Origin of the sequence: Methylobacterium jeotgali (assembly GCF_022179345.1) — a bacterium.
Lineage (GTDB): Bacteria > Pseudomonadota > Alphaproteobacteria > Rhizobiales > Beijerinckiaceae > Methylobacterium > Methylobacterium jeotgali.
The window spans coordinates 1-26,063 of record NZ_BPQR01000083.1 but is presented as its reverse complement, the minus strand read 5'-3'; the positions used below and the strand labels follow the sequence as shown (position 1 = coordinate 26,063).

Here is a 26,063-nt window from a genome sequence, read left to right as displayed (position 1 = left end):
CATCTCGGGTAGGCGGGCCGCGGACGGTTTTCGCGGCGACGGGATAGGCACGCTTTGACCCTGTCCGACGAGACACAGGCGCCTGGGGAGGCGCGACCGACGCCCGGCCCGGGCCTGTCCCCGCCGACGAAGAAGCGCGGCGTCTGCGCGATCACCGGCGTGGAGATGAGCCGGCGCAACCTCGTGCCGGTCGCCGCGCTGCGGAGCACGCTCGCCGCGCATATCCGCGCCGACTATCCCGAACTGGACGACGAGGCGCTGATCAGCGTCGCGGAGCTTGCCGGCTACCGCACCCGCTTCGTGGCCGAGCTCCTGGCCGAGGAGCACGGGGAGTACTCGGACCTCGACCGGCAGGTGGCCGAGAGCATCGCCGCGCAGGACACGATCGCCGAGAACGTCGAGGAGGATTACGACGAGCACCGCACCGTCGGCGAGCGCCTCTCCGACGGGCTCGCTTCCTTCGGCGGCTCCTGGGCGTTCCTTCTCAGCTTCGCCGTGGTGCTGTTCTCGTGGATGCTGGTGAACGTCGCGATGGGTGAGGCCAAGGCCTTCGATCCCTACCCGTTCATCCTGCTCAACCTCGTCCTGTCCTGTCTCGCGGCGATCCAGGCGCCGATCATCATGATGAGCCAGAGCCGGCAGGACAAGAAGGACCGCCTGCGCTCGAACAACGACTACCGCGTCAACCTGAAGGCGGAACTGGAGATCCGGCACCTGCACGAGAAGATGGACCATCTCGTCACCCGCCAGTGGAACAGGCTCGCCGAGATCCAGCAGATCCAGCTCGAGATGCTTCAGGAGATGCGCGCCCGCGTCGCCCGCAAGCCCACCGTCAAGGTCAAGAAGGTGGTGCGTCGCAAGCGTCCGAAGCCGGTCCGCCCGGCGGACCCGACCGAGCCGGACGGCGGCAGCGGCTCCGCCTCCCTCCCGTCCGGCTGAACGGCGCGCGCCTGCTTCCGGCATCGGCCTCGCCCAAACACCGGGACGCGCGCATCCCCGGCCCGGGCGGTTCCCGAGAACGAGGCCGTCCGGGTGCGGGAGAAGAGCCCGCCTTGCGGCGGCGGCCGGAACTCCCGAACGGAGCGTCACGTTACCCGGCCACCCGCAACGCCGGCTTCCGAGACCCCCCGATGATCCGTTCGCTCCTCCGTCCCGCCCGCGCCGCTGGCATCGCCCTCGTCGTTGCCGCGGCTCCGACGCTGGCCATGGCCCAGCCGGGGGAGATCAAGGGCCAGGATGTGATGGGCGACAAGAGCCGCAGCGCCAACGACGGCTGGAGCCAGGCGCCCGTGCCGCGCGAGGAATCGGCGGCGAAGGACGCTCCGAATCCCGGCGGCCGCTCGACGGAGCAGAACGCCAACCGTCCCGTCCCCGACGCCGGATCGAGCGACAACTCGGCCACCGATCCGCAGAAGCCCCTCGACCACCGCACCCCGGGGCCGTCGGGCCACAACCCGGCCTCGCCCTCGCGGTAGCCGTGACAAAAGCCGATCGGTCGTGCGGCAAAGACTGCCGCGCCCTTCATCGCCTCTTGCGTGCCGTTCACGTTCCTGCGAGCATCTTAGATTAAGAACAACTCTGATCAGGGACACCCCATGACGGTCCAGGTCTCTCGGCGGGGATTGCTGAAGGGCATCGGCGTCGGGATCGCCGGCGGCACCCTCGGCGCCCTCGGCTTCGGCGATCTCCAGCCTGCCGCCGCCGCGGCGGTGCGCCCGTTCAAGCTCGCGCAGATGCGCGAGACCCGGAACACCTGCCCCTACTGCTCGGTGTCCTGCGGCGTGATCCTCTACAGCCTCGGCGACCGCTCGAAGAACGCGAAGTCGGCCGTGATGCACGTCGAGGGCGACCCCGACCATCCGGTCAACCGCGGCACGCTCTGCCCGAAGGGCTCCTCGCTCCTTGACTTCATCCGCTCCGAGACCCGGACCAAGTATCCGATGTACCGGGCGGCCGGCGCCTCGGAGTTCAAGCGCGTCTCCTGGGACTTCGCCCTCGACCGCATCGCGACGCTCCTCAAGGAGGACCGCGACCGGAACTTCGTGGCCAAGAACGGCGACCTGACGGTCAACCGATGGGTGACGACGGGCTTCCTCGGCGCCTCGGCGACCACCAACGAGACGGCCTGGGTGACCTACAAGACGGTCCGAAGCATGGGGGCCCTGGTCTTCGACAACCAAGCCAGGGTCTGACACGGCCCCTCGGTCGCCAGTTTGGCGCCCTCCTTCGGCCGCGGTGCGATGACCAACCTCTGGATGGACATCAAGCACGCGGACGTCATCACCGTGATGGGCGGCAATGCCGCCGAGGCTCACCCCTGCGGCTTCAAGTGGGTGGTCGAGGCCAAGGCGCATAACAACGCCAAGCTCATCGTCATCGATCCGCGCTTCACCCGCACCGCGTCGGTCGCCGATCTCTACTGCCCGATCCGGCAGGGGACGGACATCGCGTTCCTGTCGGGCGTCGCCAAGTATTTGATCGACAACGACAAGCTCCAGCACCGCTACCTCGCGGCCTACACCAACGCGGCTTTCGTCGTGAAGGAGGGCTACGCGTTCGACGAGGGCCTGTTCTCGGGCTACTCGGAGGACAAGCGCGACTACGACAAGACCACCTGGGACTACGAGATCGGGCCCGACGGCTACGCGGTGGTCGACGAGACGATGCAGCATCCGCGCAGCGTGATGCAGCTTCTGAAGAAGCACATCTCGATCTACACGCCCGAGATGGTCGAGCGGATCTGCGGCTCGCCCAAGGAGACCTTCCTCAAGGTCTGCCAGATGATCGCCGAGACGTCCTCGCCCGAGAAGACGATGACGTCGCTCTACGCGCTCGGCTGGACGCAGCACGCCAAGGGCTCGCAGAACATCCGCTCGATGTGCATCGTGCAGACGCTGCTCGGCAACATCGGCATGCTCGGCGGCGGCATGAACGCGCTCCGCGGCCACTCCAACATCCAGGGGCTGACCGATATCGGGCTGATGAGCAACCTCATTCCCGGCTATCTCAACATCCCCATCGAGAAGGAGCCCACCTACTCCGACTACATCGCCAAGCGGCAGTTCAAGCCGCTGCGCCCCGGCCAGATGAGCTACTGGCAGAACTACAACAAGTTCTTCGTCTCCTTCCAGAAGGCGATGTGGGGCGACAAGGCGCAGAAGGAGAACGACTGGGCCTACGACTACCTGCCCAAGCTCGACGTGCCGACCTACGACATCGTGCGCGGCTTCGAGCTCGCCAAGCAGGGCAAGATGTCGGGCTACGTCATCCAGGGCTTCAACCCCCTGCTGTCGTTCCCCAACCGGGCCAAGATGACCGAGGCCTTCTCGAAGATGAAGTTCGTCGTGGTCATGGATCCGCTCCAGACCGAGACGGCCCGCTTCTGGGAGAACCACGGCGAATACAACGACGTCGACCCCTCGAAGATCCAGACCGAGGTCTTCGAGCTGCCGACCACGCTGTTCGCCGAGGAGGAGGGCTCGCTCTCGAACTCCTCGCGCTGGCTGCAGTGGCACTGGCAGGCGCAGGAGGCGCCGGGCGAGTGCCGCTCCGACATCGAGATCATGTCGGCGCTCTTCCTGCGCATCCGCGCGATGTACAAGCGCGACGGCGGCGCCTTCCCCGACCCGATCGTCAACCTGAAGTGGGACTACGCGATCTCCCACTCGCCGACGGCCATCGAGCTCGCCCGCGAGCTCAACGGCTACACGCTCGCTCCGGTCACGGACGCCTCTGGGACGACCATCCCCGCCGGCAAGCAGGTCGACGGGTTCGCGCAGCTCAAGGACGACGGCACCACCGCCTGCGGCTGCTGGATCTACTCCGGCTGCTACACCGAGAAGGGCAACATGATGGCCCGCCGGGACAACACCGATCCCGGCGACCGCGGCATCGCGCCGAACTGGGCCTTCGCCTGGCCGGCCAACCGCCGCGTGCTCTACAACCGCGCCTCCTGCGACCCGGAAGGAAAGCCGTGGTCGGAGAAGAAGAAGCTCATCGAGTGGAACGGCAAGCAGTGGGTCGGCTTCGACGTGCCAGACTACGGCGCCACCGTCGCTCCCGACAAGGGCATGGGGCCGTTCATCCTCAACCAGGAGGGCGTCGCCCGGCTCTGGACCCGCGGCCTCATGCGCGACGGGCCGTTCCCGACGCACTACGAGCCCTTCGAGTCCCCGGTGGCCAATGCCGCCTTCCCGAAGATCAAGGGCTCGCCCGCCGCGCGCATCTTCAAGGGCGATCTCGCCGATCTCGGCACCTCCGCGGAGTTCCCCTACGCGGCGACGAGCTATCGGCTCACCGAGCACTTCCACAGCTGGACCAAGCACTCGAAGATCAACGCCATCCTCCAGCCGGAGATGTTCGTCGAGATCTCCGAGCAGCTCGCCAAGGAGAAGGGCATCGCCAAGGGCGACTGGGTGCGGGTCTGGTCGAAGCGCGGGTCGCTGAAGGCCAAGGCGGTCGTAACGAAGCGCATCAAGCCGCTCGTCTGCGACGGCAAGACCGTGCACGTGGTCGGCCTGCCGCAGCACTGGGGCTTCATCGGAGAGACCAAGAAGGGCTGGCACCCGAACACGCTGACCCCCGTGGTCGGCGACGCCAACACGGAGACGCCGGAGTTCAAGGCGTGGCTCGTCAACATCGAGCCCACCTCGCCCCCGGCCGACCGTCAGCGCACCGTGTAAGGGGAGACCGAGTCACATGGCCGATTACGCCTCCCTCGACATCCGGCAGCGCTCCGCCTCCACGGACCAGCCGCCGGACATCCGCGCTCATCAGGAGGTCGCCAAGCTCATCGACGTTTCCAAGTGCATCGGCTGCAAGGCCTGCCAGGCGGCGTGCGAGGAGTGGAACGACCTGCGCGACGACGTCGGCATCAATGTCGGCGTCTACGACAACCCCCACGACCTTACGGCGAAGACGTGGACCCTGATGCGGTTCACCGAGTACGAGAACCCGGAGACGAACAACCTCGAGTGGCTGATCCGCAAGGACGGCTGCATGCACTGCTCCGATCCGGGCTGCCTCAAGGCCTGCCCGTCGCCGGGCGCGATCGTGCAGTACTCCAACGGCATCGTCGACTTCGTCGAGGAGAACTGCATCGGCTGCGCGTATTGCGTGAAGGGATGCCCGTTCAACATCCCGCGCATCTCGAAGACCGACCGCAAGGCCTACAAGTGCACCCTGTGCTCGGACCGCGTCGCGGTCGGCCAGGCGCCCGCCTGCGCCAAGGCTTGCCCGACCGGCGCGATCATGTTCGGCACCAAGGAGGCCATGATCGAGCAGGCCCACGACCGGGTCGACGACCTCAAGTCGCGCGGCTTCAAGCAGGCCGGCCTGTACGATCCGAAGGGTGTCGGCGGTACGCACGTGATGTACGTGCTCCACCACAACGACAAGCCGCACCTCTACAACGGCCTGCCGGACGACCCGAAGATCTCGCCGCTGGTCGCCTTCTGGAAGGGCGGGGCCAAGGTGTTCGGCCTCGCCACGATGGGCTTCGCGGCACTCGCCGGCTTCTTCCACTACGTCACCGCCGGGCCGAATGAGGTGGTTCCGGAGGAGGAGGAAGAGGCGATCGACCTCAAGGACAGGGCATCCCGCAACCGGGACGGCGAGGCGCGGCTTTCCTGAGGGAAGCCGCGCCTCTCCCCCACGCTGACCGACGGGACAAGGTTCGATGACCATTCACACGGACGTGCGCGACGGTGAGTCCCGCCCCCTGCGGGAGGTGCGGACCGAGGTGCCCGAGGTCATCTACGTGCCTCGCTACACCGGCCTCCAGCGGGTGAACCACTGGATCACGGCGATCCTGTTCACCCTGCTGACCCTGTCGGGGCTCGCGATGTTCACGCCCTTCCTCAACTTCCTCACCGCCCTGTTCGGCGGGGGGCAGGCGACGCGGGCGATCCATCCCTGGCTCGGCGTGGCGCTCGTCGTCAGCTTCACGTTCCTGTTCATGCGCTTCTGGCGGCTCAACATCCCCAACAGGGACGATGTCGAGTGGTCGAAGAAGATCGGCGACGTCGTCACCAACCGCGAGGACCGGCTGCCGGAGCTCGGCAAGTACAATGCCGGCCAGAAGGGCGTCTTCTGGGGTCAGACGATCCTGATCCTGGTGATGTTCGTCACCGGCCTCGTGATCTGGAACGAGTATTTCGGGCAGGCCACGACCATCGAGACGCAGCGATGGGCGCTGCTCGCTCATTCGCTCGCGGCAGTCATCGCCATCGCGATCATCTTCGTGCACATCTACGCGGGCATCTGGGTGCGCGGCACCGGACGGGCGATGGTCCGCGGCACGGTGACGGGGGGCTGGGCCTACCGCCACCACCGCAAGTGGCTGCGGCAGATCGCCGGCACGCTGCCGACGCGCTCCGGCTCGGTCGACAAGCGCGGACACTGAGTCCTTGGCCCGTTTCTTCAAGCGCGCGCCGTCGAAGGACGGTGCGGATGAGCGCGCATCCGACGAGTCCCCCGCCAAGCCGCGGGAGCCGGAATGGGCGGCGGACAAGCGCGACGCGCTGAAGCCCGATCCGGACCGGATCGGCATCTCCGGTGCGGTCCCCTTCGTTCGCCTGCCGCAGCCGGACAGCCTGTTCGCTGAGCGAGCCGCGCGTTTCCGGGCGCTCGCGCCCGGCCATCCGCTTGCCGGCTATCTCGACTTCCTCGGCCGCATCGCCGAAGCCCAGGCCGCGGTGCAGGCGCTCTACGCGGACGGCACCCTCCCCGCGCCGGAGCCGGAAGGCGATCTGGCGATGCGGGCCGAGCACGGCATGCCGGCCCTCTCCCGCGCCCTGCTCGGCGACGGCCGGCCCTTCCTTGCCTGTCTCGATGCCCTTCTCGCACGCCTCGACCTGACGGGCGCGCCGGAGGCGGCGCGAGATGCGCTGGGCCGGCTCTCGGCGGCCCCGCCGGAGGACCGGCTCGATCTCGCGACCCAGGTCTTCGAGGGCGCCTTTCCCGTCGAGCGCATGGCCGAGTGCGTCTTCGTCTCCGCCGCCCTCCAGGTTCTCGTCGCGGGCCAGGCTGCCCGGCTCGATGCGAAGGTCCTGAAGCCCGTCGCCGACGGGGTCTGCCCGGCCTGCGGCAGCGCGCCGACGGCGAGCCTGATCGTCGCCTGGACGCCCGCCGACAAGGCCCGCTACCTGTCCTGCTCGCTCTGCGGCACGCTCTGGAACCACGTGCGCATCCGCTGCACCGCCTGCGGATCGGGCGAGGACGTGACCTATTACGGCCTCGACGAGGTCTCGAAGGACGTGCAGGTCGAGGCCTGCGGCACCTGCCACAGCTACCTCAAGCACCTCCACCAGCACCGCGATCCGGCCCTCGATCCGGTCGCCGACGACGTCGCCTCCTACGGGCTCGACCTGAAGATCGCCGAGGACGGCTTCCGCAAGGCCGGGCTCAACCTGCTCTTCGTGTCGTAGGGTCTGTCGGATCGTCGGTCCTGACGGAGAACCGGCTTCCGCCTCTCCTGGACCAACTCCAGGCGTCGAAGCTCACGCCGCCGCACCGATCCCGTCGAGCCGGGCCATCGCGTCGTCCGGCAGGGCGAGCGCGGCCGCGGCGAGATTCTCGCGCAGGTGCCCGAGGGAACCGGTGCCGGGGATCAGCAGGATGTTCGGCGAGCGGCGCAGCAGCCAGGCGAGCGCCGTCTGCATCGGCGTGGCGCCGAGCTCCGCGGCCACCTCCGACAGCACGCCCGACTGGATCGGCGAGAAGCCGCCGAGGGGGAAGAACGGCACATAGGCCGTCGCGTCCTCCGCCAGCGCGTCGATGAGCCCGTCGTCGCCCCGGTGGGCGAGGTTGTACTGGTTCTGCACGCAGACGATCTCGGTGATCCCGCGCCCCTCCGCGACCTGGGCCGCCGTGGCGTTGCTCAGGCCGACCTGACGCACCAGCCCCTGCCGCTTGAGGTCCGCGAGGACGGCGAGAGGTTCGGCGATCGAGCCCTCGGCGGGACCGTGCCGGTCGAACATGAGCCGCAGGTTGACGACGGGAAGCACATCGAGGCGCAGGTTGCGCAGGTTGTCGTGGACCGCCCGTGTCAGCTCCTCGGGCGAGAAGGCCGGGTCCCACGAGCCCTCGGGCCCGCGCCGGGCGCCGATCTTGGTGACGATGGTGAGACCCTCGGGATAGGGGTGCAGCGCCTCGCGGATGATCTCGTTGGTGACGTGCGGGCCGTAGAAGTCGCTGGTGTCGATGTGGTCGACTCCCTGCGCGACGGCCTCCCGCAGCACCGCGACCGCCGCGCCCCGGTCCCGCGGCGGGCCGAACACGCCGGGGCCGGCGAGTTGCATGGCGCCGTAGCCCAGGCGTCCCACCGTACGGTCGCCGAGCCCGTAGCGGCCGGCTTGCGCGATCTGGGTCATGCACATCTCCCTGGGGTCGAGGCCGTATGTGGTGCCGGCCGGGCCGCCGAGAAGGATGCCGGGCCGCCACCGGACGATCACGGCACCGTGACGGCCTGCCCCGTCGAACGGCGCCGCAGGGCGACGCCGGCCCGCGCGGGCCCGAAGGAATTCGGCTACAAGGCCGATCCGTCCCTCGTTTTGCGCGAGCGTCCTTCGTTGCGATCCCTCCTCGTCGGCGTGATCGGCCATGTCGATCACGGCAAGACCGCTCTCGTCGGCGCGCTGACCGGCACCGACACCGACCGCCTCAAGGAGGAGAAGGCCCGCGGCGTCTCGATCGTGCCGGGCTTCGCTCTGCTGCGCCCGGGCGGGCCTGACGGCGACGAGATCGATCTCGTCGATCTGCCGGGCCACGAGCGCTTCGTGCGCGCCATGATCTCCGGGGCCACGGGCATGCGCGCGGTGCTGCTCGCCGTCGACGTGCGCGAGGGCATCAAGCCGCAGACGGTCGAGCATCTTGAGATCGCCCGGCTCATCGGCGTGCGCCGGGGCGTCGTCGCGCTGACGAAATGCGACCTCGCCGGGCCCGACGCCGTCGCCGCGCGGACCGCGGAGCTGACGGCGGTGACCGCTCGCGCCGGACTCGCCGACGCTCCGGTCGTGCCGACCTCGGTGCTCGCCGGCACTGGGCTCGCCGAGTTGAAGGCGGCGCTCGCCGGCCTCGTGGCGGACGCCTCCGGCGCCACGGACGACGGCTTTCCCTACCTGCCCTTCGATCGGGTCTTCGCGCGGCCCGGCTTCGGCGCCGTCGTCACGGGGACACTGCGCCGGGGCACGCTCTCGGTCGGCGACAGGCTCGCGGTGATGCCGGGCGGCCCCGAGGCCGTCGTGCGCGGGCTCCAGATTCACGGCCAACCGGTGCAGCGGGCGGTGCCGGGCCGGCGTACGGCGGTGGCGCTGCGGGGTGTCTCCGTCGGCGACCTCGACCGCGGACAGGCGCTGGCGCCGCCGGGCCTATTGGAGGCGGGGCGCTGGATCGACATCCGCCTCTCCCCCGTGACCGACGTCGTGCCGCTCGCGAGCGGGACCGTCTGCCGGCTCCTCTACGGCACGGCGGAGGTGCCGGTGCGGCTGCGCCTTCTCGACCGCGACACACTCGGCCCCGGCGAGACCGGTCTCGCGCAGTTGCGGGCGGAGGAGGACGTGGCGGTGCCCGCCCGCGAGCCCTTCATCCTGCGCAGCGAGACGCCGCCTTCCACGATCGCCGGCGGCCAGGTCCTCGATCCCCTCTCCCGCCGCCGCAAGCGGCACGACCCGAGGACGCTCGCCGAGCTGGCGGTGCTGGCCGAGGGTCGGCCGAACGAGATTCTGTCCGCGCGTCTCGCCCGCGAGGGCGCGGCCGGGGCGCGGCTCTCCGACCTCGCCCGCCTCGTCGGCATCGCACCCGAGCGCGTCCGGCGGGGGCTCGCGGAGGTCGGAGCGAGGGAGATCGGCGAGCGCTTCCTCGGCGCCGAGGCCTTCGCGGGTCTTCGCGATTCGATCCTGGCGGCGCTCGGGCGCCACCACCGGGACCACCCGATCGAGCACGGCCTGCCCCTCGACCGGCTGGTCCAGGCGGTCCGGGCGGAGGAGCCGGTCGTCTCGGCGGGCCTGCGCGACCTCATCGCGGCCCGCGAGGCCGCCCAGGCCGGACCGCTGTTCCGCCGGGCCGATTTCGACCCGGCCCGCAACGAGACCGAGCACGTGCGCGCGGTCGAGGCCGCGTTCCGAAAGGGCGGATTGATGCCCCCCGACGAGGTCGAGACGGTCGGCCGCGACATCCGCCGGCAGCAGGCGCTGAAGTATCTCCTCGCCTCCGGAGCCCTGATCCGAGCGGTGGACCGGGTGCAGAAGCGCTCGATCCTGTTCCACCGCGACGCCATCGCCGAGGGCAAGTCACGGCTCGCCAAGCGCTTTGCCCACGACGCGCAGGGTTTCCTCGCCAAGGAGGCGGGAGCCGAGCTCGGGATCTCGCGAAAGTTCTCGATCCCGCTCCTCGAGCATCTCGACGCGGTCCGCTTCACCCGCCGCAACGGCGACCGGCGCACCATCGTCGGCGACGCCGGGGGCTAGCACGGTCTCCGGTTGATCGGCTCTTGGGATGTCGCGGGAGCCGCGCGCTTCCCTCTTCCCCTCCGCGGGGGAGGGAGAATCCTTCGCGGCGCGCGGCGATCGGATATTCTACGGCCGCACCAGCAGCACGTTGACGGCCTTGGCGAGCACGTGGACCCGGTCGCCCTCCTTGAGGCCGAGCTCGTCGAGGGAGTCGACGGTCATCACCGAGGTGACGCGGTACTCGGTGCCGACGATCTGCGCCTCGACCTGGGCCATCACCGAGCCGCGCTTGATGGCGACGACCTCGGCGGGGATGTCGTTGCGGGCACCGTGCTTCATCGCGTCCTGCTCCTCTCGTGAAAGACCTCGGCGGAGGTAGGGGCCGGGGCGCCTCAGACCACCCGGAGCGCGGAAGGCCCGGCCTCGATGCGCCCGACGATCGCGGCCTGCGCGAAGCCCGCGTCCCGGACCTGCGCCAGGATCGCCCCGGCGCGCGCGGCGGCGCAGGCGACGAGAAGGCCGCCGGAGGTCTGCGGATCGGTGAGCAGGTGGCGGCGCCACTCGGGCAGGTCCGCCGGCAGGGCGACGGAATCGGAGAAGGCCGCCCAGTTGCGGTGCGAGGCGCCGGTGACGAAGCCGTCGCGGACGAGCTCTTCCGCGCGGGCGAGCAGCGGCACTGCGTCCGCCTCGACCACGACGATGAGGCCCGCGCCGCGGGCGATCTCGAGCCCGTGGCCGATCAGCCCGAAGCCGGTCACGTCGGTGAGCGCGTGGACGTCCGCGTCCCCCGCGAGATCGGCGCCGACCCGGTTGAGCCGCGTCGTCGTGGCGACGAAGGCGGCGTAGTCCTCGGGCCGGAGCGCCTCGCGCTTGATCGCCGCCGAGTAGACGCCGACGCCGAGGGGCTTCGTCAGGATTAGCGCGTCGCCGGCCCTGGCATCCGCGTTGCGGCGGACCTGATCGCGCCGGCAGGTGCCGATCACCGCGAGCCCGTAGATCGGCTCGGGCGTATCGATGGAGTGGCCTCCGGCCACGGGAATGCCGGCCTCCGCGCAGAGGCTCGCGCCACCCGCGAGGATCGCGGCGACGGTCTCGGGCGGAATCTTGCCCACCGGCATCCCGAGGATCGCCAGCGCCATGATCGGCCGGCCGCCCATGGCGTAGACGTCCGAGATCGCGTTCGTGGCCGCGATCCGCCCGAAATCGCGCGGATCGTCGACCATCGGCGTGAAGAAGTCGGTGGTGGCGACGATGCAGGTGCCGTCGTCGAGCGCCCAGACCGCGGCATCGTCCGAGGTCTCGTTGCCGACCAGCAGCCGCTCGAAGGGCCCCGCCGCCGGCTGACCCGCGAGCAGCCCCCGCAGCACCGCCGGATCGAGCTTGCACCCGCAGCCGCCGCCGTGGGCGAGGGTGCTCAGGCGAACCGGCGGTGTGCTCATGCGGTCGTCTCCCGTTGCGGGAGAGGTTCTAGCGCATCGAGGGCTCGCGTCACCAACGGTAGGTCAAGGTTCCGTAGACGCTGCGGCGGAAGCCCTCGAACACGTAGCCGGTGTAGAAGCCGGACGTGAAGTAGCGCTGGTCGAACAGGTTGGTGGCATTCACCGACAGGACCGCCCCCTTCCAGGCCGGGTCGAGGCGGGCGAGGTCGTAGCTCAGCGAGGCGTCGACCAGGGCGTAGCCGGGGATGTTGTCGACGTTCGTCGCGTCCGTCCTCTGCCCGACGTAGCGCACGCCGGCGCCGGCCCGGAAGCCGTCGAACCAGGTGCCCGGCGCGAAGGTGTAGTCGGCAAACAGTGAGACGGTGTTCTCCGGCGCGTTGGCGAGCCGGTTGCCGACCAGCGCCGGGTTCGACTGGTTCTTCGTCACCCGCGTCTCGAGATGGGCGAAGCCGAAGATCAGGTTGAAGCCCTCGAACAGGTTCGCCTTGCCCTCGAGCTCGAAGCCCTTGGCGAGCGCCTCGCCCGTCTGGATGAAGAAGCCGGGGTTGAGCGGGTCGGCGAGCGGGATGTTGGTCTGGGTGATCTCGAAATAGGAGGCAGTGTAGAGGGCGTTGCTGCCCGGCGGCTGCCACTTCACGCCGCCTTCGACCTGCGTCGCCTCGCGGGGGTCGAGGGCCGAGCCGTTGGCCCGCTGGCCGGCGATCTGCGGGTTGAAGGAGGTCGAGTACGAGGCATAGGGCACGATGCCGTAGCCTAGCTCGTAGCCGAGGCCGACGCGGTAGCTCAGCGCCGAGAAGCTCTGCTGGTCGACCGTGGTGCGGTTGAGCGTCGGGAGCGGCAGGTTGGGGAAGTTGAAGGTCGAGCGGATCTCCTGGTCGACCCAGTCATTGCGCACGCTGCCCGTGAGGATGAAGCCGTTCCACTTCATCTGGTCCTGGAAGTAGAGGCCCGTCTGCTGCTGGGAGGCCCGCGTCGAGAAGTTCGTCCGGGCGGGGAAGGCGATCGCGAGGTTGTAGACGGGATTGTAGAGATCGATCAGGCGGTTGGCCGCGGCGAGCGGGTAGCCGAGCGGATAGGTCCGCGCGTCGCGCCGGTAGTAGTTCTGGAAATCGACGCCGAAGACGACGTTGTGCTCGATGCCGAAGGTCCCGAACTGGCCCTCGATGTGGTTGTCGGCGAGCAGCCCCTGGCTCGACTGGTCCCGGAGATAGGGGAAGACCGACACCGCGAGGAAGCTGCCCGGCGTGGCGGCCGGAGAGGCGCCGGTGGCATCGTACTTCGAGGTCGTCTCGAAGGCCCGGAAGGCGGAGTGGAACAGCCAGCCCGGCGCGAAGCGATGGTCGAGGATGGTGCCGATCTCCTTGTTCTCCAGGAGGCCGGTGTTGAAGTTCGGCTGCCCGACGAAGACGTCGCGCTGGTAGAAGCCCCGGGTGCTCGGGATGATCGAGCCGACGATCGGCAGGCTCTGCTCGGAGCCGCCGCCGCGGTATTCGGCGTACTTGGCGAGCACCGTGAGCGAGGTGTCGGAGTCCGGCCGCCAGGTGATCGCCGGGGCGATGAAGGTGCGATCGTCCGGCGTGTACCGGAACTGGCTGTCCGAGTTCCGGATCAGGCCCGTCACCCGGTAGGCGAATTGCGGCGCGCCCTCGACGGGGCCGGAGAGGTCGAAGCCCGCCTGGACGCGGTTGCGGTTGCCGCCCTGGATGAAGACCTCGTTGAAGGGCGTGAAGGTCGGCCGCTTCGAGACGAGGTTGAGGATGCCGCCGGGCTGGCCGGCGCCGTAGAGCACCGAGATCGGCCCCTTGATCACGTCGATGCGCTCGTAGGCGTAGGGCTCGACGTTCTGGTCGAAGGAGTTGAAGCCGTAGCGCAGCCCGTCCTGGTAGACGTTGTCGAAGTTGTTGGCGTTGAAGCCGCGGAGCGTGAAGGTGGGGCCGCCCTGGCCGCCGGGATAGTCCACCGCCTGGATGTTGGGGGTGTAGGCCACCGCCGTGTTGAGGTCCTGCACGCCACGGACGTTCAGCTCCTCGCGGGTGATGACGCTGACGGTGGCCGGCGTCTCGAGGATCGAGTCGTTGCCCTTCATGCCCGCCGTCGAGCGGGTGGCCACGAAGCCGGCGGTGCCGAAGGTCGGCTGCTGGGCCTCGACCGAGAGCTCGTCGAGGGCGATCTGCCCGGCCGCGATCTGCCCCGTCGTTTCCGGGTCGCCGGCTTGCCGGAGCGCGACAGCGGAGGTGCTCGTCCAGCGGGGGGTGAGGCCGCTGCCGGCGAGCAGCCGCGCCAGGGCCTCCTCGGGCGTCAGGGTGCCGGCGACGCTCGCCGAGCGCTTGCCCGCGAGCCGTTCGGTGTCGAAGAAGACCCGCACCCCCGCCCGCTCCCCGAAGGCGAGCACCGCGCGGTTCAGGTCCTGCGCGGCGATGTCGAAGCCGACGGAGCGCGTCTCGGGGGCGGCCAAAGCCGGCAGGGCGACAGGAAGCGCCAAGGCCACCGTGGCGAGGAGGGCGCGGGCGAGCCGCCCGCGCGCGATGCCGTGTTCGAGATGTGCCATGCGTGTCCGAGCCCCCGGCGCCGGTTCGCGCCCCGAGGGCCCGCGTTCGCGTGTGCCCTCCTGTTCCCGATGACGACCGAGGGCGGCCGGGGCGGTAAAAAAACTTCGCGGCGCGCCGGACGGCGCTTCCGGGCTCAGTAGAGGACGGTCACGAGGGGCAGGGCGATCCTGCGGACGCCGAGCTCCTCGGCGACGGCCTCGACCGCCCCGTCGAGGTCGCCGACCCGGAACACGCCGCTGACCCGCCGTCCGGCGATGGCACCGTTCGCCACCACGATCCGCCCCCGGCGGTAGCGGTTGAGCCGCGCCACCACGTCCCGCAGGGGCAGCCCGTCGAAGACGAGGAGGCCGCGGGTGAAGGCCGTCGCGTCCGCCGCGCCCGCCCAGGTCGTCGGCCCGAGGCCCCGCCCCTCCCCGTAGGTCAGGGCGTCGCCAGCGGTGAGCTCCCGCCGGTCGGGGCCGCCCGCCCCGGCCGGCGTCGCGGAAGCGACCTCGACACGGCTCTCCACCGCGGTGACGCGCACGCTGTCCCCGAAATCCTCGACCGCGAAGCGGGTGCCCAGCGCCGTCACGGTCCCGCCCTCGGCCGCGACCACGAAGGGCCGGCGCTCAAGCCCCTGCCGGGGCACCACGGTGAACAGCGCCTCGCCGGAGAGAAGGCGCACGCGGCGGGTCTCGCCGTCGTAGTCGACGGCCAACGCGCTCGCCGCGCCGAGATCGACGGCGGTGCCGTCGGGCAGGCTGAAGGACCGGGTCTCGCCGATGCCGGTGCGTTCGTCGGCGAGCCACGCCTCCCGCAGGCCGGACCCGTAGGCGCCGGCGAGCGCCGCCGGGACGAGCAGCGCGAGGACCCAGGCGGCCTTCCTGCCGCCGCCTCGCGGCGGGGGCGGCACGACCTTGCGCAGGTCGCCCGGCCGCTCTCTCAGCAGGTCGAGCTCGCTCCAGGCCGCCTGCGCCCGCTCGAAGGCCGGCCGGTGTCGGGGATCGCTCGCGAGCCAGGCCTCGAACGCCGGCAGCGCCGCCGGCCCGGCGGATGGGTCGCCGAGGCGCACCACCCACTCGGCGGCCTCGCCGGCGATCGCATCCTCCCGGTCGGCGCCGCTCATGCCCGTGGTTCCAGTCCCGCCTCTCCGCCGCGCGACGGTCAGCGCCGCGGCCGGGAGCGCTCGGCGATGTGCCGCACCGCCATGGCGAGATGCTTCTGCACCGCGCTCTGGCTGATCCCGAGATGGCGGGCAACCTCGGCGTAGCCCAGCCCGTCGATGCGGTTCAGGACGAAGATCTGCTGGGTGCGGAAGGGCAGCTCGCCCACGGTCCCGCGCAGCCGGTCGAGCCGCAGGCGGGCATCCGCGGCGTCCTCCGGCGAAGGCGCCTCGTCGACGACCTCGGCGAGCGTCTCCGGCGCGACGACGAGGGTCCGACGGCGGGCGGCCTGCTTGCGCTGGTCGAGGAGGAGGTTGCGGGCGACCTGGAACAGGTAGGCCCGGATGTCCTGCACCGCGGCCAGAGGCTGCTCGGCGACCCGCAGGAAGGCGTCGTGGACGAGATCGGCGCTCGAGTGATCGTCGGCGATCCGGCGGCGGACGTACCGCACCAGATCGGGGCTGTGGCGCAGATAGGCGGCTTCGAGGTGCGATGCCATCGGGCACGATCGGGGAAGGAGTCTCCGATCCGTCGTATCGGCAGGGTGATATCGCAGCAACGCGCCTCAAGACTAAATGGATTCTAAATTGCAGCTCGTCTTTCCCATCAAGCGCATGACCCGACGTCTGTTCTCCGATCACAATAGAATCGATCCAACATCGCGTCTTTCACCGAGCTGTGCTCTCGTGAACACACTTCCGACCCGCGGCCGCCCCGTGCGCGGTGGCGGGGCGCGCCTGCAGCCTCTGCCGCTCGCCGCGGCTACGGCTTGGATAAGGGCGTCGCCGCGCCGACACGCGGCTGGTGACGACGTCCTTCTACCGCTAGAACGGGCGCGCGCCCGGCGGTGTCCCGCCATCAGGGCCCTAATCATCGGAGTCTCCGATCATGCGCGTTTGGCATCTCGCGGCCGCGGTTCTCAGCCTTCTCGCCAGTGGGCCCGCACTCGCGCAAGGCGCGCCGGCACAAGGGACTCCGGCACAAGGGGCGAAGCCCCCGCTGGTCTTCACGGGCATCCCCGACCAGGACGAGAGCCGCCTCGTCGAGCGTTTCGGCCGGGTCGCGACCTATCTCGAGGGCAAGCTCGGGGTCCCCGTCCGCTACATCCCGGTGAAGAACTATCCCGCCGCCGTCACCGCCTTCACCAACGGGCAGGTGCAGCTCGCCTGGTTCGGCGGCTTCACCGGCGTCCAGGCCCGCCGCGCCGTACCGGGCAGCCGGGCGATCGCGCAAGGCGCCGAGGACGCGGCCTTCAAGACCTACTTCATCGCCAACGCCAAGACCGGGCTCAAGCCGGGCAAGGAGTTCCCGAAGGCGAGCGAGGGCAAGACCTTCACCTTCGGCTCGCGGGCCTCGACTTCGGGGCGGCTGATGCCGGAGTTCTTCATCCGGCAGGCCTTCCCCGGCAAGACGCCGGAGCAGGTCTATTCCCGCGTCGGCTTCTCCGGCGACCACAGCCGCACGATCCAGCTCGTCCAGTCCGGCGCCTTCGAGGTCGGTGCGGTCGACTACACAGTCTGGGACCTCGACACCAAGGCCGGCAAGGTCGACGCCTCGGCGGTCTCGGTGATCTGGGAGAGCCCGCCCTACCCGGACTACCAGTGGACCGTGCGCGGCGACGTCGACACGATCTACGGCGCCGGCTTCACCGACCGCCTGCGCGACGCGCTGATCGGCGTCACCGACCCGGCGATCCTCGAGCCCTTCGGGCGCTCGCGCTTCATCGCCGTCGACAACGCCGCCTACGCGCCCCTCGAAGAGGTCGGCCGCTCGACCGGCCTCCTCGACTGACGTCGCTCGGTTGCCCCACACCCCGATCGTGCTCTCGGCCGCGTCCGCCTCCTATGGCGGGCGCGCCGTCCTCTCCGGCATCGACCTGACGATCCGGCCCGGCGAGCGGGTGGCGCTGCTCGGGCGCTCGGGAGCGGGGAAGTCGACGCTCCTCGGGCTGATCTACGAACAGGCCAGGCGCGACGCCGCCCTGGTGCCGCAGGCCGCCGCGCTCGTGCGGCCGCTCTCGGTCTTCCACAACGTCTACATGGGCCGGCTCGACCGGCGCTCGACGCTCCACAACCTGCGCACGCTCCTGCGTCCCGCCAGGGCGGATGTCGAGGCCGTGCGCGCCGTCCTCGACCGCGTGGGCCTCGCCGACACGCTGCGGCGGCGGGCGGGAGAACTCTCCGGCGGGCAGCAGCAGCGGGTCTCCGTGGCCCGCGCTCTCTACAACGGCCGCCCGGTGCTCATCGGCGACGAGCCCGTCTCCGCCCTCGACCGCCGCCAGGGGGCGGCGGTGCTGGGCGAGCTGAAGGCGAGCCACGCGACCCTCGTCGTCGCCCTCCACGACATCGCCCTGGCGCTCGCCGAGATGAGCCGGATCGTGGTGCTCGACCACGGCCGCATCGTCCTCGACGCGCCGGCCGCCGGTCTCGATCCCGCCCGCCTCGCTCCCTACTACGAGCCGGAGCGGTGAGCGCGCTCGGCCTGCGCGGTCCCCTCGGCTACCGGGCGGCGAGCGGGTGGTTCGCGGCGGCCGCCTTCGCCGCGCTGATCGCCGCCGACTTTCACGTGGCGAGCCTCGACCCCTGGGCGGACCTGCGCCGGCTGCTGGCCGGGCTGGCGCGACCCGATTTCGCCTCCCTGGCGCTCCTCAGCGTTGTCCACACGGTCGCCTTCGCGGTGCTCGGCGTCGGGATCGGGGCCGGCGCCGGCTTCCTCACGGCGATCCCCTACGCCCGCTCCCGGACCCTGCGGGTGCTCTGCGCGATGCTGCGCTCCGTCCACGAGCTGTTCTGGGCGCTGCTGCTGATGCAGGTCTTCGGCCTCTCGGCCACCACGGGCATCCTCGCCATCGCGCTCCCCTACGCGGGCATCTGCGCCAAGGTCTTCTCCGAGATCATAGAGGAGGCGGACCTTTCGGCCCTGCGGGTGCTGCCGCCCGGCACCGGGACGGTCTCGGCCTTCGCCTACGCCCGCCTGCCGGAGGTGGCGGCCTCGATCCGCCACTACACCCTCTACCGCTTCGAGTGCGGGCTGCGCTCGACCCTGGTGCTCGGCTTCGTCGGCCTGCCGACCATGGGCTTCCACCTCGAATCCGCCTTCCGGCAGGGCCGCTACGGGGAGGCCGCCGCCTTCCTGCTGGCCTTCTACGCCCTCATCGGCACCCGCCGGCTCTGGGTGCGCGGGGCGACGCTTCCGTTCCTGATCGGGCTGAGCCCCTTCGTGCTGCCGACCGTCGCCGGCAGCCCCGACATCGCCGCCGGGCTCCTGCGCTTCCTCACCCACACCGTCGTGCCGTCTCCCCTGCGGGACGGAGCGCTCCTCGATCCCGCGACCTGGGCCCGGCTCTGGTCCTGGTTCCGGCCGATCCTCACGGGACAGATCGTGCCCGGCACGATCCAGACCCTGGTGCTGGCGCAGGTGGCGCTCGCCAGCACGGCGCTCGGCGCCCTCGTCCTGTTCCCGCTGACGGCGCGGCGCTTCACCGGCCCCCTCGGGCGTCCGCTCGGGCGCGCGCTCCTCGTCGTGGTGCGCTCGACGCCGGAATACATGCTCGCCTACGTGCTGCTCCAGCTCCTCGGGCCCTCGATGCTGCCGGCGATCCTGGCGCTCGCCATCCACAACGCCGGCATCGTCGGCTACCTGATGGGCCGCCACGCCGACGGGCTGGCCTACCGGCCGGACGCGCCCTCGGGCCTGAACCTCTACGCCTACGAGACCCTGCCGCGGCTCTACGGGCAGTTCCTCGCCTACCTTCTCTACCGCTGGGAGATCATCCTGCGGGAAGGCGCCATCCTCGGGCTGATCGGCGTCGCGACGCTGGGCTTCTACGTCGACGCCGCCATCAGCGAGCTGCGCATCGACGTCGCCGTGGTGCTCATCCTCGCCACCATGCTGGTGACGCTCGCGGTCGAGGCCCTTTCCCGTGCCCTCCGGCGGGCGCTGCGGATCGCCGACCTGCCGACGCGTCTGTCGCGTCCCCTCGCCACCGACTCCGGCGGTTGAGTTGCGCGCGAGCCTCCGCGATGAAGGCAGCATCATGAGCCGGACCGCCCTCTCCGCCGAGACCCGCCCGCCCTCCGTCGAGCGCCTGCTCGCGCACGAGGCCGCCGCGGCCTCGGCCGAAGCCTACGGGCGCACGGCGCTGACCGAAGCGATCCGCGCGGTGCTGGCCGCGATCCGCGAAGGCCACGAGCCTCTGGCCGAGTCGGAAGAGCTCATCGCCCGCGCCGAGGCGCGCCTGGAGCGGGAGAGCCGGCCCTCCCTGCGGCGGGTCCTCAACCTCACAGGCACGGTGCTGCACACCAATCTCGGCCGCGCACCCCTGCCGCCGGAGGCGGTCGAGGCAGTGGCCGCCGTGATGACCGGCGCCTCGAACCTCGAGTACGACCTCGTCCGCGGCGAGCGGGGCGAGCGCGACAGCCATGTCGAGGCGCTGATCTGCCGGCTGACGGGGGCGGAGGCGGCGGTCGTCGTCAACAACAACGCGGCCGCCGTGCTCCTCGTGCTCAACGCGCTCGCCATGCGCCGGGAGGTGGTGGTGTCCCGGGGCGAGCTCGTCGAGATCGGCGGCTCCTTCCGCGTCCCCGACGTGATGGTCCGCGCCGGCTGCCGCCTGCGGGAGGTCGGCACCACCAACCGCACGCATCTCGCCGACTACGCCGAGGCCATCGGCCCCCGCACCGGCCTCGTCATGAAGGTCCACCCGAGCAACTACGAAGTGACGGGCTTCACCGCGGAGGCGGACGCGGCCGCCCTCAAGCACCTCTGCGCGGAGCGGGGCGTGCCCTTCGTCAACGATCTCGGCAGCGGCAACCTCATCGATTTTGCCGCCTACGGCCTGCCCCCGGAGCCGACGGTCGGCCGGGCGCTCGCCGAGAGCGACCTCGTCACCTTCTCCGGCGACAAGCTCCTCGGCGCCGTCCAGTGCGGGATCGTCGCCGGCCGGGCCGACCTCGTGGCGAAGGTGCGCAAGAACCCGCTGAAGCGGGCGCTGCGCGTAGACAAGATGACCTACGCGGCGCTGGGCGCCGTGCTGCGCCTCTATCTCCACCCCGAGCGGCTTAAGGAACGCCTGCCGACCCTGCGCCTCCTCACCCGCGAGGAGACGGCGATCCGCACCCAGGCCGAGCGCCTCCTGCCCGGGATCGCCGCCCGCCTCGGCGACCGCGCGCGCGTCACCGTCGAGCCCTGCTCCAGCCAGATCGGCTCTGGCGCGCTCCCCGTCGAGACCCTGCCGAGCGCCAGCCTCGTCCTGCGCCCGCCCTCCGGCCCGAAGGGCGAGGGCGCCTGGCTCAAGCTCCTCGCCGCATCCTTGCGCGCGCTCCCCGTCCCGGTGATCGGCCGGGTCGGCGACGGGGCGCTGCGGCTCGACCTGCGGACGCTGGAGGACGAGGCGGAGCTGCTGGCGCAATTCGAGGCGCTGGCGATCTGACCACGCGGTGCGGCCCGGCGGCGCGCCTCGACCCTGTCGCGCGGGCGCTAAAATACGCTAAGAGGGTCGGTGGAGGCGAACGGGGTCTGGTGGCCCCCCTGGTCTTCAAAACCAGTGGTACGCCAACAGCGTACGGTGGGTTCGATTCCCATCCGCTTCCGCCAACCCCTTCCTAGCTCCGCAAGCCCGGCGCCTCCTGGCCGGTGCGGGCGACGTACTCGGTGTAGCCGCCGCCGTACTGATGGACGCCCTCCGGGGTCAGCTCCAGCAGGCGGTTGGAGAGGCCGGCCAGGAAGTGCCGGTCGTGGGAGACGAACAGCATCGTGCCCTCGTAGCGGCTGAGTGCGGCGATCAGCATCCCCTTGGTGTCCATGTCGAGGTGGTTCGTCGGCTCGTCGAGGACGAGGAAGTTCGGCGGGTCGTAGAGCATCCGGGCCATCACGAGGCGGGCCTTCTCGCCGCCCGAGAGCACCCGGCAACGCTTCTCCACGTCGTCGCCGGAGAAGCCGAAGCAGCCGGCCAGCGCCCGCAGCGAGCCCTGGCCTGCCTGCGGGAAGGCGCCCTCCAGCGTCTCGAACACGGTCTGCTCGCCGTCGAGCAGATCCATGGCGTGCTGGGCGAAGTAGCCGAGCTTCACCGTGCCGCCGACGGTCACCGTGCCGGTGTCCGGCTCGGCGAAGCCCGTGACGAGCTTGAGGAGCGTCGACTTGCCCGCCCCGTTGACGCCCATCACGCACCAGCGCTCCCGGCGGCGGATAGCGAAGTCGAGCCCCTCGTAGATGGTGCGGCTGCCGTAGCGCTTGTGCACGCCCTTCAGCGTCGCGACCTCCTCGCCGGAGCGGGGTGCGGCGGGGAAGTCGAAGGCCACCGTCTGCCGGCGGCGGGGCGGCTCGACGCGTTCGATCTTGTCGAGCTTCTTCACCCGGCTCTGCACCTGCGCGGCGTGGCTGGCGCGGGCCTTGAAGCGCTCGATGAACTTGATCTCCTTGGCGAGCATCGCCTGCTGGCGCTCGAACTGGGACTGGGCCTGGCTGTCGGCCAGCGCCCGCTGCGCCTCGTAGAAGGCGTAGTCGCCGGCGTAGGTGGTGAGCGAACCGCCGTCGATCTCGACGATCTTGCCGACGATCCGGTTCATGAACTCGCGGTCGTGCGAGGTCATCAAGAGGGCGCCGTCGTAGCCCTTCAGGAAGCTCTCCAGCCAGATCAGGCTCTCGAGGTCGAGATGGTTCGAGGGCTCGTCGAGCAGCATCACGTCCGGGCGCATCAGGAGGATGCGGGCGAGCGCCACGCGCATCTTCCAGCCGCCGGAGAGCCGGCCGACATCCCCGTCCATCATCTCCTGGCTGAAGCCGAGGCCCGCCAGCACCTCCTGGGCACGCCCTTCGAGCGCGTAGCCGCCGAGCTCCTCGAAACGGGCCTGCACGTCGCCGTAGCGGGCGACGAGCGCGTCGAGCTCGTCCATCCGCTCGGGGTCGGCCAGCGCCGCCTCGAGCTCCCGCAGCTCCGCGGCCACCGCGCTCACGGGGCCGGCGCCGTCGATGACCTCGGCCACGACGCTGCGGCCGGCCATCTCGCCGACATCCTGGCTGAAATAGCCGATGGTGATGCCGCGCTCGGCCGCGACCTGCCCCTCGTCGGGCTGCTCCTGTCCGACGATCATCCGGAAGAGCGTGGTCTTGCCGGCCCCGTTCGGGCCGACGAGCCCCGCCTTCTCCCCCCGCTGGAGGGCGGCGGAGGCCTCGACGAAGACGATCTGGTGGCCGTTCTGCTTGCCGATCTTGTCGAGGCGTATCATGGGCGTATCGGAGGGTCCGCGGGCCGGGACGTGGGGGCTCGCCGGCCGCTTACGGCATGGCCGGCGTCGGCGATAGGGGGGCGCGGCCGCGGGCCTGCCCTGCCGCAACCCGCGCGGGTCTCCGCACAACGTGCGGTGGATGACGTACCCCTCTCGTCCGTTGACAGGACAGAACGGCGCCGGACGGCCTTGACGGCAAGGCGGGCGGCCGCTTCATCCGAGAGCGATGTCGAGCCTGCCCGTTCAGCACTATCGCAGCGCGGGCCTGCCGCCTGAGATGGCCTTCGAGGCCTGGCGCGGGCTGATGGCGCCGATCTACGGCATCACGCCGCCGAAACCCGAGGCGCCGCCGCCGGGCGGGGCCGTCACCGCGTATCTCGTCGGCGACCTCATCGCCAACCGCACCCGGTTCACCGCCCAGCACGTCACCCGCGACCGGCGCCGGGTCGACGGCACCCCGGACCATCTCACCATCCAGCTCTGGCGGCACGGGCGCTTCGAGGGCGAGGTCGCCGGCCGGGCCGCCCGGCTCCAGGCGGGCGACGTGGCGCTCGCCGACCGGCGGCGCACCCTGGCGGGCCATATCGCGCCCGCCGACACGCTCGGCCTCGCCATCCCGCGTAACCGGCTGCACGGCATGGCGCTCGACGGGCATGGGCTGCATCTCGACCCCGCCCGCAACCGGCTGCTGGAGGCCCGCCTCGTCTCCTTCTACGGCAGCCTGGCCGGCCAGCCGGCGAGCGCCGGGCCGGCCATCGCGGCGGAGATGCTCGCCTTCCTCCGGCGACTGTTCGACCCGGCCAAGGCCCGCGACGTGCTGGAGGGGCCGGAGCTCGATTCCGGCCTGGCGACCCTGGCGCTCCGCGAGGTCCGCGCGCGGCTGGCCGAGCCCGGCCTCACCCCGCAGGCGCTCGCCGAGGCGGTCGGCGTCTCGCGGGCGACGCTGTACCGGGCCTTCGCCCAGACGGGCGGCATCATGCGCGTCATTCAGGAGGAGCGCCTCGACGCCGCGCGCGACGCGCTCTCCGATCCGTTCGAGCGGCGCAGCCTGACGAAGCTCGCCGAGGCCCACGGCTTCAGCAGCCTGAGCCTGTTCAGCCGCAGCTTCCGCGCCCGCTTCGACCACTCGCCGCGAGCTTGGCGGGCCGAGCGCATCTCACGCGCGACGAAGACCGGCCCGCAATCCGTGGGGCCTCTCCAGCGCTGGTGGAGCGAGCTCGGGCGCTGAGCCTCGGGGCGCTTCCGGCCCGGAACCCGCCCTCGCTCCCGCGTGTTCGCGGCTTGAAGGTCGGGCCGCACGGCCCGTCGGGCAGGGACGCGAGGACCATGAGCGACAGTATCCGAGAGATCACCTACCACGTCGTCGAGCACGATGGCGGCTACGCCTACAAGGTCGGCGACGTGTTCTCGGAGACCTTTCCGAGCCGCGAGGAGGCGCTTCAGGCCGCCCAGGCGGCGGCCGCCGAGCAGCAGGTGCCGGGCTCGACCGAGGGCATCCGCTACCAGGACGGCGAGGGCCGCTGGCACGACGAGGTCGCGAAGGGCGGCGACCGGCCGGTCACCCGTGTCGAGGAGGACTGAGGCCTGTCAGGCCGGGTCGTCCTCCGCCTCGATGGCGTCGACCCGGTCCGGATAGAAGGCGAGGTGGCCGCGGATGCCGGCCACGGCGGGATACGGGTTCGGATAGCTCCAGGCCGCGTCCCGCCGCTCGCCGCCCTCGAGGGCGAGGTGATGATAGGCGGCGCGGCCCTTGTAGGGGCAGTAGCTCTCCCTCTCGCTCGGCAGGAGCAGGGCGCCGTCGATGTCGCCCGGCGGGATGTAGAGGACCGGGGGATAGCTCGCCTCGGTCAGGCGCAGCGCCGCCCGGCTCTCCGCCACGATCCGTCCGCCGGCGCGGACGCGGACGGTGCCGGGCTGCGGCTCCACTACGATCGGGTGATCGGGACCGGGCTCCTTCATCGCGGATCTCCTCAACTCTTGAGTTCGGTGGTGCCGAGCGCCTCGGCGAGGCGCGCCCGTGCGCTGCCGGGCTTGAGCGGCTTCTGCTGGCTCTCGTGGGGCGCCCAGCCGGAGAGCCACAGCAGCTCGAAGGTGGCCCGCACCCGCCCGTCCGGGTCGGAGAAGGTCTCGGCGTAGTGGGCGGCAGCGCGCATCAGTGTCTCCCGGCGCAGGGGCGTGCGGCGGCGCTCGGTCATGACGTTGGTGAGCCCCATCGCCCGGAGGTCCCGCATCAGCCCGAACGGGTCGGCGTAGCGCACGGTCAGGATCTCGGTGTCGGCGACCGGCAGGGCGAAGCCCGCCCGCTGGAGCAGGCCGCCGGCATCGCGCACCTCGGCGAAGGGCGCGACCCGCGGGCTCAGGCCCCCTTCGACGGCGCTCTCGGCCTCGGCGAGGCTGGTGCGCAGCTCCGTGAGGCTCCGGCCGCCGAGCAGGCAGGCCAGGAACAGCCCATCCGGCCTCAGGGCGCGCCGGACCTGAACGAGCGTGCCCGGAAGGTCGCTGACGTGCTGGAGCGCGAGCAGGGAGACGGTGAGGTCGGCCGTCCCCGCCGCCACCGGCAGCAGCTCCGGATCGGCCTCGACGGTAAACGCGCCGGTCTCCGCCGCCGGCGCCAGACGCAGCACCCGCTCCGCGCGGCCGGCCGCGCGCAGGCGCTCCGCCGCCAGCGGGGTCGGCGTGCCGAGGTCGAGGGCGAGGGGAAACCGCCGCAGCACGGGAGAGAGCCGCTCCTCCATGTCCTCGACGGCGTGGCGGAGCAGGAAGTCGGCGTAGCCGGCGCGACGGGCGCGGGAGAGGCGGGCACGGGCGAGGCGCGCGTCGAAGAGGGGAGCGGGGCGATCCATCGCCGCTGAGATGGAGCGAGGACCCGGCTCGTGCCAGGATGGATCGCATGTTCGCGAGGGACGGAACGAGATCGGCCAAGGGTCGTTGCCGCTCCACCGCGAACCGGAGTTCTCTCGATGACACGCGCAACGAACCGCACGCTCACCCTCGGCAGCCTGTTCGGCGCGGCGCTCGCTGTCCTCGCCCTCGCCCCCGCGGCGGAGGCCAAGGGCTGTCTGAAGGGCGCCGCCGTCGGCGGCATCGCCGGGCACATGGCCGGCCACGGCGTCGTCGGCGCGGCGGCAGGCTGCGCCGTCGGCCGCCACCGGGCGAACAAGAAGGCCGCCAAGGACGCGCAGACGCAGCAGGGCCAGGACGTCCACTGAAGCTGAACGACCTCACCGCCGCCGGCGCGCAGGATCTTCCGCGCGCCGGC

23 protein-coding genes and 1 tRNA gene are annotated in these 26,063 nt (G+C 71.1%); 15 read left to right on the top strand and 9 right to left on the bottom strand.

Going from position 1 to position 26,063, the window contains the following annotated elements; all coding sequences use genetic code 11:
* Window positions 1–54: 54 nt before the first annotated feature.
* From MFF04_RS19765 to fdhE, 6 genes are all read left to right on the top strand, one after another.
* The gene (locus MFF04_RS19765) at window positions 55–939 is read left to right on the top strand and encodes a DUF1003 domain-containing protein (protein WP_238278397.1); all 885 of its coding nucleotides are present in this window, start codon (window positions 55–57) and stop codon (window positions 937–939) included.
* 191 nt (window positions 940–1,130) lie between these two features.
* Window positions 1,131–1,475, top strand: coding sequence for a hypothetical protein (locus MFF04_RS19760; RefSeq protein WP_238278395.1), 345 nt, complete (start codon window positions 1,131–1,133; stop codon window positions 1,473–1,475).
* A 120-nt stretch (window positions 1,476–1,595) separates the two neighbouring features.
* Window positions 1,596–4,682, top strand: a complete 3,087-nt coding sequence (gene fdnG / locus MFF04_RS19755; RefSeq protein ID WP_238278393.1) for a formate dehydrogenase-N subunit alpha — start codon at window positions 1,596–1,598, stop codon at window positions 4,680–4,682.
* A gap of 16 nt (window positions 4,683–4,698) precedes the next feature.
* Window positions 4,699–5,631 carry a formate dehydrogenase subunit beta gene (gene fdxH / locus MFF04_RS19750; RefSeq protein ID WP_238278391.1) on the top strand — a complete coding sequence of 311 codons (933 nt, stop codon included), beginning with the start codon at window positions 4,699–4,701 and terminating at the stop codon, window positions 5,629–5,631.
* Window positions 5,632–5,677: 46 nt separating this feature from the next.
* Window positions 5,678–6,403, top strand: a complete 726-nt coding sequence (locus MFF04_RS19745; RefSeq protein ID WP_238278389.1) for a formate dehydrogenase subunit gamma — start codon at window positions 5,678–5,680, stop codon at window positions 6,401–6,403.
* 4 nt (window positions 6,404–6,407) lie between these two features.
* Window positions 6,408–7,427, top strand: coding sequence for a formate dehydrogenase accessory protein FdhE (gene fdhE / locus MFF04_RS19740; protein ID WP_238278387.1), 1,020 nt, complete (start codon window positions 6,408–6,410; stop codon window positions 7,425–7,427).
* A 72-nt stretch (window positions 7,428–7,499) separates the two neighbouring features.
* Here fdhE and MFF04_RS19735 read toward each other — a convergent pair whose 3' ends face one another.
* Window positions 7,500–8,372 carry an aldo/keto reductase family oxidoreductase gene (locus tag MFF04_RS19735; RefSeq protein ID WP_238278386.1) on the bottom strand — a complete coding sequence of 291 codons (873 nt, stop codon included), beginning with the start codon at window positions 8,370–8,372 and terminating at the stop codon, window positions 7,500–7,502.
* Between the two features lie 198 nt (window positions 8,373–8,570).
* Between MFF04_RS19735 and selB the strand changes: the two genes are divergently transcribed.
* Complete coding sequence (selB, locus tag MFF04_RS19730) at window positions 8,571–10,466, top strand: selenocysteine-specific translation elongation factor (RefSeq protein ID WP_238278384.1); 1,896 nt, start codon at window positions 8,571–8,573, stop codon at window positions 10,464–10,466.
* 108 nt (window positions 10,467–10,574) lie between these two features.
* Here the strand turns inward: selB and MFF04_RS19725 are convergent, their stop codons facing one another.
* The 5 genes from MFF04_RS19725 to MFF04_RS19705 form a co-directional block, all read right to left on the bottom strand.
* A complete protein-coding gene (locus tag MFF04_RS19725) occupies window positions 10,575–10,787 on the bottom strand; it encodes a TOBE domain-containing protein (RefSeq protein ID WP_238278382.1) in 213 nt (70 codons plus the stop codon).
* A 53-nt stretch (window positions 10,788–10,840) separates the two neighbouring features.
* A complete protein-coding gene (gene selD / locus MFF04_RS19720; RefSeq protein ID WP_238278380.1) occupies window positions 10,841–11,887 on the bottom strand; it encodes a selenide, water dikinase SelD in 1,047 nt (348 codons plus the stop codon).
* A gap of 49 nt (window positions 11,888–11,936) precedes the next feature.
* Window positions 11,937–14,435: a TonB-dependent siderophore receptor gene (locus tag MFF04_RS19715; protein WP_238278378.1), complete on the bottom strand. Its 2,499-nt coding sequence runs from the start codon at window positions 14,433–14,435 to the stop codon at window positions 11,937–11,939.
* 134 nt (window positions 14,436–14,569) lie between these two features.
* A complete protein-coding gene (locus tag MFF04_RS19710) occupies window positions 14,570–15,541 on the bottom strand; it encodes a FecR family protein (protein WP_238278377.1) in 972 nt (323 codons plus the stop codon).
* A gap of 38 nt (window positions 15,542–15,579) precedes the next feature.
* Window positions 15,580–16,077: an RNA polymerase sigma factor gene (locus tag MFF04_RS19705; RefSeq protein ID WP_238278375.1), complete on the bottom strand. Its 498-nt coding sequence runs from the start codon at window positions 16,075–16,077 to the stop codon at window positions 15,580–15,582.
* 389 nt (window positions 16,078–16,466) lie between these two features.
* Between MFF04_RS19705 and MFF04_RS19700 the strand changes: the two genes are divergently transcribed.
* The 5 genes from MFF04_RS19700 (at window position 16,467) to MFF04_RS19680 (ending at window position 21,173) form a co-directional block, all read left to right on the top strand.
* Window positions 16,467–17,369: a putative selenate ABC transporter substrate-binding protein gene (locus MFF04_RS19700; protein WP_238278373.1), complete on the top strand. Its 903-nt coding sequence runs from the start codon at window positions 16,467–16,469 to the stop codon at window positions 17,367–17,369.
* A 10-nt stretch (window positions 17,370–17,379) separates the two neighbouring features.
* Window positions 17,380–18,048: an ATP-binding cassette domain-containing protein gene (locus tag MFF04_RS19695; protein ID WP_238278371.1), complete on the top strand. Its 669-nt coding sequence runs from the start codon at window positions 17,380–17,382 to the stop codon at window positions 18,046–18,048.
* Window positions 18,045–19,580 (top strand): PhnE/PtxC family ABC transporter permease, encoded by a 1,536-nt coding sequence (locus MFF04_RS19690; RefSeq protein ID WP_238278369.1) that lies wholly within the window; start codon window positions 18,045–18,047, stop codon window positions 19,578–19,580. The genes MFF04_RS19695 and MFF04_RS19690 overlap by 4 nt, the downstream gene beginning before the upstream one ends.
* A gap of 34 nt (window positions 19,581–19,614) precedes the next feature.
* A complete protein-coding gene (gene selA, locus MFF04_RS19685; protein ID WP_238278368.1) occupies window positions 19,615–21,009 on the top strand; it encodes an L-seryl-tRNA(Sec) selenium transferase in 1,395 nt (464 codons plus the stop codon).
* Between the two features lie 71 nt (window positions 21,010–21,080).
* Window positions 21,081–21,173, top strand: a tRNA-Sec gene (locus tag MFF04_RS19680).
* An 8-nt stretch (window positions 21,174–21,181) separates the two neighbouring features.
* Here the strand turns inward: MFF04_RS19680 and MFF04_RS19675 are convergent.
* Entirely contained in the window at window positions 21,182–22,804 is a 1,623-nt protein-coding gene (locus tag MFF04_RS19675) for an ABC-F family ATP-binding cassette domain-containing protein (RefSeq protein ID WP_238278366.1), read from the bottom strand.
* Window positions 22,805–23,030: 226 nt separating this feature from the next.
* On the opposite strand from MFF04_RS19675, the gene MFF04_RS19670 reads away from it, so the two are divergent.
* The gene (locus MFF04_RS19670) at window positions 23,031–24,032 is read left to right on the top strand and encodes a helix-turn-helix domain-containing protein (RefSeq protein ID WP_238278364.1); all 1,002 of its coding nucleotides are present in this window, start codon (window positions 23,031–23,033) and stop codon (window positions 24,030–24,032) included.
* 110 nt (window positions 24,033–24,142) lie between these two features.
* Window positions 24,143–24,385, top strand: coding sequence for a DUF2188 domain-containing protein (locus tag MFF04_RS19665; RefSeq protein ID WP_238278412.1), 243 nt, complete (start codon window positions 24,143–24,145; stop codon window positions 24,383–24,385).
* Between the two features lie 6 nt (window positions 24,386–24,391).
* Here MFF04_RS19665 and MFF04_RS19660 read toward each other — a convergent pair whose 3' ends face one another.
* The gene (locus tag MFF04_RS19660; RefSeq protein ID WP_238278362.1) at window positions 24,392–24,763 is read right to left on the bottom strand and encodes a DUF427 domain-containing protein; all 372 of its coding nucleotides are present in this window, start codon (window positions 24,761–24,763) and stop codon (window positions 24,392–24,394) included.
* A gap of 11 nt (window positions 24,764–24,774) precedes the next feature.
* Complete coding sequence (locus tag MFF04_RS19655; protein WP_238278360.1) at window positions 24,775–25,647, bottom strand: methyltransferase domain-containing protein; 873 nt, start codon at window positions 25,645–25,647, stop codon at window positions 24,775–24,777.
* Between the two features lie 117 nt (window positions 25,648–25,764).
* Here MFF04_RS19655 and MFF04_RS19650 point away from each other — a divergent pair, with 117 nt between their 5' ends.
* Window positions 25,765–26,013: a hypothetical protein gene (locus MFF04_RS19650; protein ID WP_238278358.1), complete on the top strand. Its 249-nt coding sequence runs from the start codon at window positions 25,765–25,767 to the stop codon at window positions 26,011–26,013.
* The last annotated feature ends 50 nt before the right edge of the window (window positions 26,014–26,063 follow it).

What these genes read in the sequence shown, in the direction of transcription:
- MFF04_RS19760 (WP_238278395.1), top strand. Translation starts at nt 1,131, where the DNA reads ATGATCCGTTCGCTCCTCCGTCCCGCCCGCGCCGCTGGCATCGCCCTC.
- fdxH (WP_238278391.1), top strand. Translation starts at nt 4,699, where the DNA reads ATGGCCGATTACGCCTCCCTCGACATCCGGCAGCGCTCCGCCTCCACG.
- MFF04_RS19745 (WP_238278389.1), top strand. Translation starts at nt 5,678, where the DNA reads ATGACCATTCACACGGACGTGCGCGACGGTGAGTCCCGCCCCCTGCGG.
- MFF04_RS19735 (WP_238278386.1), bottom strand. Translation starts at nt 8,372, where the DNA reads ATGACCCAGATCGCGCAAGCCGGCCGCTACGGGCTCGGCGACCGTACG.
- MFF04_RS19725 (WP_238278382.1), bottom strand. Translation starts at nt 10,787, where the DNA reads ATGAAGCACGGTGCCCGCAACGACATCCCCGCCGAGGTCGTCGCCATC.
- selD (WP_238278380.1), bottom strand. Translation starts at nt 11,887, where the DNA reads ATGAGCACACCGCCGGTTCGCCTGAGCACCCTCGCCCACGGCGGCGGC.
- MFF04_RS19715 (WP_238278378.1), bottom strand. Translation starts at nt 14,435, where the DNA reads ATGGCACATCTCGAACACGGCATCGCGCGCGGGCGGCTCGCCCGCGCC.
- MFF04_RS19710 (WP_238278377.1), bottom strand. Translation starts at nt 15,541, where the DNA reads ATGAGCGGCGCCGACCGGGAGGATGCGATCGCCGGCGAGGCCGCCGAG.
- MFF04_RS19705 (WP_238278375.1), bottom strand. Translation starts at nt 16,077, where the DNA reads ATGGCATCGCACCTCGAAGCCGCCTATCTGCGCCACAGCCCCGATCTG.
- MFF04_RS19700 (WP_238278373.1), top strand. Translation starts at nt 16,467, where the DNA reads ATGCGCGTTTGGCATCTCGCGGCCGCGGTTCTCAGCCTTCTCGCCAGT.
- selA (WP_238278368.1), top strand. Translation starts at nt 19,615, where the DNA reads ATGAGCCGGACCGCCCTCTCCGCCGAGACCCGCCCGCCCTCCGTCGAG.
- MFF04_RS19675 (WP_238278366.1), bottom strand. Translation starts at nt 22,804, where the DNA reads ATGATACGCCTCGACAAGATCGGCAAGCAGAACGGCCACCAGATCGTC.
- MFF04_RS19670 (WP_238278364.1), top strand. Translation starts at nt 23,031, where the DNA reads ATGTCGAGCCTGCCCGTTCAGCACTATCGCAGCGCGGGCCTGCCGCCT.
- MFF04_RS19660 (WP_238278362.1), bottom strand. Translation starts at nt 24,763, where the DNA reads ATGAAGGAGCCCGGTCCCGATCACCCGATCGTAGTGGAGCCGCAGCCC.
- MFF04_RS19655 (WP_238278360.1), bottom strand. Translation starts at nt 25,647, where the DNA reads ATGGATCGCCCCGCTCCCCTCTTCGACGCGCGCCTCGCCCGTGCCCGC.
- MFF04_RS19650 (WP_238278358.1), top strand. Translation starts at nt 25,765, where the DNA reads ATGACACGCGCAACGAACCGCACGCTCACCCTCGGCAGCCTGTTCGGC.